We start from the raw sequence: 3,408 nt of genomic DNA on the forward strand, positions 1-3,408 counted from the left end.
GCGACACTGCGCGCGGCACGCCAGGGCAGCACGCCGTCGGCGCCCGCCTCGGTCGCCAGCTCGACGGCCAGCTCGCCCCGGTCACCCTTGGCCAGCGCCTGCGCCACGACCACGCGCAACGCGGGCGGGGGCTCACGCCGGACGGACTCCACTCGCAGATCCAGGACGGGCCTGCGGCCAGGATGCACGGTTTCGACGACGCACTCGGCGACCGCGCCCGCGCCGTCGGAGACCGCGAGCCGCTCCCCCGGCCGCGTCCGCCGCACGGTGGCGGCGTGGTGCGCCTCCTCGCCGTCGAGCCTGGCGGTCGGCCCCTCGGGGACCGACGGCACCAGGTAGATCGGCGGGGTGGTCCCGGCCTCGTCGGTCACGTCGTCACCACACCCGGAGACGGCCTCAGCGCTTGGCGCGCAGCTTGGAGAACAACCCGCCCGGCTTGTGGCCGTTCCCGGCGGGGGTGGGCGCCTCCTCACCGCGCAACCGGGCCAGCTCACGCAGCAGGTCGGCCTGCTCCTCGTCGAGCTTGGTCGGCACCACGACGTCGATGTGCACGTGCAGGTCGCCCCGGCCGTCGACCCTGCCCGACGAGCGCAGGCGCGGCATCCCGAGCCCGGACAGCACGATCGTGCTGTGCGGCTGCGTACCGGCCTCGATGTCGAGCTCGTGCTCGCCGTCGATCAACGTCTCCAGTGGCACGACGGCGCCGAGCGCGGCGGTCGTGGCGGGAATGCGCAGGTGGCAGTGCAGGTCGTTGCCCTGGCGCTCGAAGTCCTCGTGCGGGGCTTCGTCCACCTCGACGTAGAGATCACCGGCGGGTCCGCCGCCGGGACCGACCTCACCCTGGCCGGACAGCCGGATGCGCATGCCGTCGCCGACGCCCGGCGGGATCTTGGCGGTCACGTCCCGGCGCGCCCGCACGCGGCCGTCACCGCCGCACTGCTGGCACGGGTCGGTGATGACCTCGCCGAAACCGCGGCAGGTCGGGCACGGGCGAGCGGTAACGACCTGGCCGAGGAACGACCGCTGCACCGACTGCACCTCACCCTGGCCCCCGCAGGTGTCACAGGTCACGACGCTGCCGCCCTCGGCGGTGCCGCCGCCCCGGCACCGGTCGCACAGGATCGCCGTGTCCACGGTGATCTCCCTGTTCACGCCGGTGGCGCACTCCTCGAGCGTGAGCTGGAGCCGGATCAGAGCGTCCGAACCGGGCTGCACCCGGCTGCGGGGACCCCGGCCGCGGGCGCCACCGGTGGCGGCACCGAAGAAAGCGTCCATGATGTCGCCGAGACCGCCGAAACCGGCGAACGGGTCGCGCCCGCCACCCGCGGCGGCCCCGTTGTCCATCGGGTCGCCGCCCATGTCGACGACCTTGCGCTTCTGCGGGTCGGACAGCACCTCGTAGGCGGTGGTGACCTCGCTGAACTTGTGCTGCGCGTCCTCCGAGGGGTTGACGTCGGGGTGGAGTTCGCGCGCGAGCTTGCGGTACGCGCGTTTGATCTCCTGGTCACTCGCGTTCTTGGACACCCCGAGGATGCCGTAGTAGTCCTTGGCCACCGTCTTGCCGTCCTCCTCGCGCAGAAGTCTTCGCGGCCTCGTGTCGTGCGGGCCTGGTCACTCACTCACCGGACAGGATCTGGCCCACGTAGTTCGCCACCGCCCGCACGGCAGCGATCGTCCCTGGGTAATCCATCCGGGTCGGGCCGACCACGCCCATGCCCCCCAGCAACATCGCGTCCGAGCCGTACCCGATCGACACGACCGACGTGCTCCGCATCTGTTCGTCTTCATTTTCCTCCCCGATGCGCACCGTGACGGCACCGGGGTCGCGTGCTGCGGCGAGCAGTTTCAGGACGACGACCTGCTCCTCAAGCGCCTCGAGCACTTGACGCAGCGAACCGGGGAAGTCTGCCACATTGCGGGTCAGGTTCGCGGTCCCGCCGAGCACCAGCCGCTCCTCGGGATGCTCGACGAGCGACTCGACCAACACGGTACTCACCCGGGTGATCGGATCGCGCAGCTCGACGGGCGCCTGCTCGGGCAGTTCGGCCACCTTGGCCGCCGCGTCGCCGAGGCGGCGACCGGACAGCGTGCTGTTGAGCATGTCCCGCAGCCGCGCGACGTTGTCCTCGGTGATCACGTCGCCGAGGTCCACGGTGCGTTGGTCCACGCGCCCGGTGTCGGTGATCAGCACGATCATCAGCCGCGCCGCGGTGAGGGCGACCACCTCGACGTGCCGGACCGTGGAGTTGGTCAGCGTCGGGTACTGCACGACCGCGACCTGCCGGGTGAGCTGGGCCAGCAGCCGCACCGACCGCCGCAGCACGTCCTCGAGGTCGACCGCGCCTTCGAGGAACTGCATGATCGCGCGGCGCTCGGCGGGCGAGAGCGGTTTGATCTCGGAGAGGCGGTCCACGAACATCCGGTAGCCCTTGTCCGTGGGGATGCGCCCCGCGCTGGTGTGCGGCTGGGCGATGTAGCCGTCCTCTTCCAGCGCCGCCATGTCATTGCGCACGGTGGCGCTCGACACGCCCAAGTTGTGCCGGTCCACGAGCGCCTTCGACCCGACCGGCTCCTGATTCGAGACGTAGTCGGCAACGATCGCCCGCAGCACCTCGAAACGGCGCTCGTCCGCGCTGGCCACACCGACCTCCTCTCGTCGCCTGCCTGCCCGTGTCACCCGCTTGACCACGAGTTTACGTGGGACGGGCACGTCCGGACCGCGCCGTGGCGGACGCCGGGCGGTATCATTCACCGAAAAGTGATCTTGCTCACGAATCCGTGTCGGCCGTCACCCGAACGAGCGAAGTCAATCAGCCGATCGAGTACGCAGGTTCGCTCGGCAGCGTGCCGATAACCCGGAACATGGCCATGTTCTCAGCGACCTCACTGACCGTGTGCACGATCGCCGCCCTGTGCTCGGGCGGCCCGGCTCCCGCCCCCGAGTCGGCATTCGACCTGACCATGCGGGGCACCGACGGCGTGGAGCGTGTCGTCCGTCTCACCTGCGCTCCGGACGCGGGAACGCACCCGCGGGCCCGCCAGGCGTGCGCGGCGCTGACCGAGGCGGAGGGCAACTTCGACCGGCTGCCGACCAAGCAGACCGCCTGCACGATGGTCCACTCCCCCGTGCGTGCCCACGCGGAGGGGAACTGGCGCGGTTCTCCGGTGGACTACGCCACCGAGTACTCCAACCGCTGCCTCGCCGACGCCCGCTCGGGCGGCGTTTTCGCGTTCTGATCCCACGGCGGCGCAGCGCCTGAGCCCGGGTGGCCGGACGCTGAGGCCCACGGCGGCGGAGCCGGCAGGACCGACAGCGTCGGCAGGGCTGACGAATTCGGCAGGGCGGCAGGGCGGGCGGGTTCGGCAGGTCGGCAGGGCGGCGGAGTCGGCAGGCCGGCGGAGTCGGCA

General features: G+C 71.4%; 4 protein-coding genes. 1 reads left to right on the forward strand and 3 read right to left on the reverse strand.

Annotated elements, in window-relative coordinates; genetic code table 11:
- From SACSA_RS0110630 to hrcA, 3 genes are all read right to left on the reverse strand, one after another.
- Positions 1–371: RsmE family RNA methyltransferase (locus SACSA_RS0110630; protein ID WP_019815750.1), on the reverse strand; the 371-nt coding region annotated here is incomplete at its 3' end.
- Between the two features lie 25 nt (positions 372–396).
- On the reverse strand, positions 397–1,554 hold the full coding sequence (dnaJ, locus tag SACSA_RS0110635) for a molecular chaperone DnaJ (protein ID WP_019815752.1): 1,158 nt from the start codon (positions 1,552–1,554) through the stop codon (positions 397–399).
- Positions 1,555–1,615: 61 nt separating this feature from the next.
- Positions 1,616–2,641 carry a heat-inducible transcriptional repressor HrcA gene (gene hrcA, locus SACSA_RS0110640; RefSeq protein ID WP_019815754.1) on the reverse strand — a complete coding sequence of 342 codons (1,026 nt, stop codon included), beginning with the start codon at positions 2,639–2,641 and terminating at the stop codon, positions 1,616–1,618.
- Positions 2,642–2,862: 221 nt separating this feature from the next.
- On the opposite strand from hrcA, the gene SACSA_RS0110645 reads away from it, so the two are divergent.
- A complete protein-coding gene (locus SACSA_RS0110645) occupies positions 2,863–3,237 on the forward strand; it encodes an SSI family serine proteinase inhibitor (RefSeq protein WP_028661764.1) in 375 nt (124 codons plus the stop codon).
- Positions 3,238–3,408: the final 171 nt, after the last annotated feature.

This window comes from Saccharomonospora saliphila YIM 90502, from assembly GCF_000383795.1.
GTDB classification, from domain to species: Bacteria; Actinomycetota; Actinomycetes; order Mycobacteriales; family Pseudonocardiaceae; genus Saccharomonospora; species Saccharomonospora saliphila.

Bases quoted from the DNA above. Each gene is read 5' to 3' on its own strand.
- SACSA_RS0110645 (WP_028661764.1), top strand. From the start codon at position 2,863: ATGGCCATGTTCTCAGCGACCTCACTGACCGTGTGCACGATCGCCGCC.